The sequence below is a fragment of the Vibrio sp. HM8-C genome (assembly GCF_058630515.1).
On record NZ_JBMMKS010000031.1, the window covers coordinates 1 to 5,140 of the forward strand.

Annotated in this window: 3 protein-coding genes and 1 pseudogene; 3 read left to right on the forward strand and 1 reads right to left on the reverse strand. The window is 42.0% G+C overall.

Annotated elements, in window-relative coordinates; translation table 11 throughout:
• Nucleotides 1-166 precede the first annotated feature (166 nt).
• Nucleotides 167-322 (forward strand): annotated as a pseudogene (locus tag ACOSVQ_RS20510) (transposase); the annotation flags it as partial.
• Nucleotides 323-400: 78 nt separating this feature from the next.
• Here ACOSVQ_RS20510 and glgX read toward each other — a convergent pair.
• On the reverse strand, nucleotides 401-2,377 hold the full coding sequence (glgX, locus tag ACOSVQ_RS20515) for a glycogen debranching protein GlgX (protein WP_491984285.1): 1,977 nt from the start codon (nucleotides 2,375-2,377) through the stop codon (nucleotides 401-403).
• A 441-nt stretch (nucleotides 2,378-2,818) separates the two neighbouring features.
• Between glgX and ACOSVQ_RS20520 the strand changes: the two genes are divergently transcribed.
• Nucleotides 2,819-4,165, forward strand: a complete 1,347-nt coding sequence (locus ACOSVQ_RS20520; protein ID WP_491984286.1) for a carbohydrate porin — start codon at nucleotides 2,819-2,821, stop codon at nucleotides 4,163-4,165.
• Nucleotides 4,166-4,245: 80 nt separating this feature from the next.
• Nucleotides 4,246-5,082, forward strand: coding sequence for a MalM family protein (locus tag ACOSVQ_RS20525; RefSeq protein ID WP_491984287.1), 837 nt, complete (start codon nucleotides 4,246-4,248; stop codon nucleotides 5,080-5,082).
• Nucleotides 5,083-5,140 lie beyond the last annotated feature (58 nt).

Below are 5,140 nucleotides of genomic sequence, written 5' to 3' on the forward strand. Positions count from 1 at the left end.
GTATTCGGTACTGATCAAGAGGCGCTGCATTTAACGGTAAAGCGCAAACAGCGATACAGAACGACCAAGCCGACAAACGCCATTTTGAGACAGACATGTTTTTCCTAAGTTGCTTAATGGTAATAACGAAAGTATCGTCAATGTCTTCAATGAAGAATAGCACTGCATATGGGCGTCTAAGGACAGATTTAAGATCTTGGAAGGTAAAGTTTGTAAGGAGCTTTATCCCTCCATCTAGATTTTGTGCAATATGGAAGATTGTGAAGTCTTGGAACTAAATATTCAGCTAAATCATGTCCACCTGGTTGTAATTGTTCCACCGATTGTTTAATTAACTTCCACCTATAGGAAAAACTGTGAGTGCATCATTTGGGGCTGAGAGGGTTTTTAGGGCTAAATCCTACGACTTACACTTTTTCTTTGGCTGAAAATGCAGAATCGCCATAGAAGTGGGTAGCTGAAGAATTTCCCCTTCTGCATGGCCATGCTGAATATGGCGCAGGTTAGTATCGCAGATGATTTTCCAATCTTGATTGCGGTCGTTTGGCAGTTTAAATCTTGCTGGAGCATTGGTTTGGTTAATCAGATACAGCAATTCTTGTTCGTCTTCGCCTATGCCCATGTGAAGTGCGACAGAATTGACTCTGTTCCAATCATCATGCTCCATCAAATTACCGTCGACGCGTCTCCAGAAAATCCGGTTGAAGTTGCGCTCGTCACCACTAAATGCACGAATGAATGGAATCATATAGGTTTGACGAGCGGCAACCATCTGACCAAGCCACTCTTTAAACGTGTTTTTGTTTTCAGAGTGACTCCAGTTAATCCAGCTGATTTCGTTGTCCTGACAATACGCGTTGTTGTTGCCTTTTTGGGTATGGGAAAGCACATCTGCGGTGAGAATATGCGGTATACCGAAAGCAAACAGCAGGCTCGCCATAAAGTTGCGCTTTTGACGTTCGCGAGTCGCCTGAATGACGAGGTTATCGGTTTCACCCTCTTCACCATAGTTATCAGAGCGGTTGTCACCGTGCCCATCTCGGTTCTGTTCTCCATTGGCTTCATTGTGTTTGTGTTTATAAGACACCAAATCCTGAAGAGTATAGCCATCATGGTAGGTGATGTAGTTCACCGTAAGTTTATAGGGCCAGTTCGCGGCGCTATAGAGATCTCGCGAGCCCATAAGGCGTGTTGCGAACTCTTTGAGATAGCCCTGATCACCGCGCCAGAAGCTGCGGGTAATGTCGCGCAGTTTGTCGTTGGTTTCATTCCAGCCAAATGGAAAGTTTCCGACTTGGTAGCCATTAGGACCAATATCCCATGGCTCTACAATCAATTTTACTTCTCTAAGCACAGGATCTTGAGCAACGGCTTTGAAGAATGCTGCTTCGCTGCTGAAGTCATCGCCTCTGCGACCGAGTGTGGCGGCTAAGTCAAAACGGAAACCATCAATTTTATACTCGCTGACCCAATAACGTAGTGTATCCATCACCAAGTTGAGCGATGGCTGGTACGAGAGATCAACCGTATTACCACAGCCAGTGAAGTTAGCAAAATGAGGGCCGTGTCTTAGATAGTAATTGGGATCTAAAGCTTTAAGATTGAAGATAGGACCATCTTGTCCGCCTTCCGCTGTGTGGTTGTAAACCACATCCAGAATGACTTGAATACCTTGCTTGTGAAGCTCACGAATAACGGTTTTAAGTTCTGTAACGGCGTCTTTAATTGCGTAACGAGGATCTGGAGCCATGAATACAAAAGGGTTGTAACCCCAGTAGTTCACTTTACCCATATCCAACAAATGAGGTTCATGCATGCACGCTGCAATAGGCAACAGTTGTAGGGTATTAATATGTTGTTCGCGATAAAACGACAGCATAGGTTCGCTAATTAAACCCATATATGTCCCGCGCACCTTCTTCTCTACGTCTGGATGAAGTTGGGTGAGTCCTTTCACATGGGTTTCAAACAGCACCATTTCATCGCGGGCGATATTTGGCTTTTCTGAATCTTGCCAGTCAAAGTCATCATCAATCACCAAACATTTGGCAAGCTCGAAGCTGTCCTCTGCTGAGAAGGGAGGAGTATAAGTGAGCGCGGCATCTAACGCTTTGGCATAAGGGTCAGAAACATACAATAAACTGTTGTCGTCTTCGTGGGAGATGAACCCATATCTTTGGCCCGCTTTAACACCAGTCATATAGGTGTGTTTTATACCAGCATATTCACCTTCTAATGGATGCGTTTCATAGCTGCCATCAGAATTAAATAGTGCAAGTACCAAATCATCATTGGCTGGAGCGTAAATAGAAAAGTTGCATCCATTTGGATCAAGTGTTGCACCTAAAGGATACGGACGAGAAGCAGTAGTAGTCATCGTAAGTTACGTTCTTATAGTTAGAGTTAAGTTACCCACTTATTTAAGTAAAAAGCGTTGCCACTATTAGGTCAAGCGCCCTTTAATAAAATTTATTCTGTAATTTGATTACATTTTGATGAACGTTTTATCGCCAAATAGTGATCTAATGCATTTTGTATTCCACTAATGTGAAAGCTTTCGATCACTACTCCCCCTAAATTGCGTGATCAACGTTTCAAAAACACCATACCCCAAAAAATCTCATCCCTAATCATCCCCCTCAAATTAATTTGGGGTGGAGGAAGTCATCCTTATGCGAGTTCATTAACCTAAATAACGTTGAAACAACTGGGGACTTGTCCCGTCTTACCTCTTTTTATTGTGGCCGGATTTCTGCCTTTCAGGCTCCAAAGAAAGAGAACTAAGGAACTAAAAATAAAATCCTATTTGGAGTTAAGAATGAAAAAAGTAAGTGTAATTGCTGCCGCAGTGGCTGCTACTTTAGTGGGCTTTACAGCTCAAAGTGCTGAAGTTGATTACCACGGATATTTTCGCGCGGGTATGGGACTCAATGCTGATGGTGGTTCACAGTTCTGTTATGGTAACGGTGGTCCAGCTGCTCACGTGGTCGGACGTTTAGGTGACGAATGTGATATGTACGGTGAGTTCATTTTAAATGCGAACAAACTGTATGAGGCAAACGGAGGAAGTTTTGGTGCACACACTCTTTTAGCCTTTGGCACTGCAGAAGATCCTTCGACACAACGTGATACTCGTGGTAGTTCATTCCAGAATTTAGGTGACGCATCAGATCCTTGGAATGGTCAGCGTGCTTCTTTCCGTGAGGCTTGGATCGATTATTCTATGGATAACGGTACGACATTATGGGCAGGTAAGCGTTACTACGGTCGTAAAGATGTACATATTCTAGATATGTATTATGTAAACACATCTGGTGATGGTATCGGTTTAGAAAATATTGAAGCGGGCCCTGGTAAATTTTCTGCGGCAGTATTCAACCGTAAGTGGAAAGCTCCTTTATCCGTGACCGATGATACAACAACTGCTGAAGATGAATCTGTAGCGTTAGAAAGTGAACAGTTATATTCATCAGCACCAACGCTAGATTTTCGCTACAACGGCGTTAATCTAAGTGAAAATAACTCATTAGATTTCACGTTCATGATTTCTAAACCTCACTACACAGATGAGCAAGAGAAAGCCATTGATAATGGAACTGGTAATGCGGGCGATTACGGCTTAGATGAAGTTGGTTACAGCCTGACTATAGAACATACATTAGGCAATTTCTTAGGCGGCTTCAATAAAGCAGTATTCCAATATAACACTGAAGGTTTTGGCTGGGACGGCTATGGCGTAAATAGCCATATGGGCGTTGGTTACAACCTTGAACAAGGTCAGAAAGGTCGTAAGTCAATGCGCTTTATCGACTGGGGTGTAATTTCAGGTGAGAAATGGGATCTAGGTTACTCGTTTATTTACTCTCTGTTAGATGATGAAGGCGCATCAGATTATGGTAAGCGAATGAGTGCTGTAGTTCGCCCTTCATATAAGTGGTCTGAAACAATGAGTACAGTTCTAGAGCTCGGTTACTATCAAGCAGATGAATACTGGGCTAGTGAAACACAAGATCTAAATAAAATTACTATTGCTCAACAATGGCAAGCGGGGTCTAGTTTCTGGGCTCGTCCGGCAATCCGAGTATTTGCTAGCATGTACAATGGCGATCTAGCTGTTGATAACAATGACATGATGGTCGGCGCTCAAGTAGAAGCTTGGTGGTAAACAAATCCTATAGTGTATAGGAACGTCAGGTAGCTATTTTTGGCTACCTGATTTAAATTTTGAATTGAGAGTTGCAGAACATGAAATCAATCTTTGCTGCGTCATTAAGCTTACTTGCTCTTGCTGGCTGTAGCTCCAATGTAGAGATATCTACACAACCTTTAACTTCATCAAGTTATTCAGTACAGAAATTGGAACAAGTGAATTGGCAAGAAGTTTCTGTTCCTTCAAAGTTTTCACTAAACATAGCTGAAACTTCACAAATCTATGAATCAGATAGTATTAAAGGATATATCGGAGCTTTTAGTTTCAAGGTATCTCAAATTGGGGTTAGCTTAGAAATTACTTCTTTAGTCAAAGAGCTTAAGGTATTCGCACCTAATGTTGCCGTTTATGACCAGAGTTTTAATTTGATTAAAACGTATGCCGCAGAAGAGTTTGATTATGACCGAAATGACTTTATTGTTGGAGAAGCATTACATGGGGAAGTTAGCTTTGTGATTCCAGCAAATGTAACAAGTCTATTCGTTTTAGTTTATACAAGAGATATCGATCTAGAAGAACAAACAGTTCTTATTCATCCAGCTAAAGCAATGGCGATAGCAAAGAGAACTGATCCACCGAAAATTGCAGACCCTATAGCGATCCATGTAGCACAAGGTGTCATTAACGTTTCTGTGAAAGAATTTTCCACTAACAATCTTGAAAGAAGTCAATCGAACAAGAAAGCTCCTTTCTTAGAAAGAGCTCCTGAAGCTAGCGTTGTGCCAGAGACGAGAACTTATTATCACTCATCAATCAAGGCTGCTGTAGAAGCGGGAGATATTCCTAAAGCTCTTAGCTTACTGGATGAAGCGAAAGCTTTAGGTATTGAAGGGGCGCAAGAGGCCTTTGTTAAAGCGGTTAACGCTAAGTAATTTCATTAAAGATTGTATAAACAGAAAAGGAGCAGTAATGCTCCTTTGTCTGTTTTTA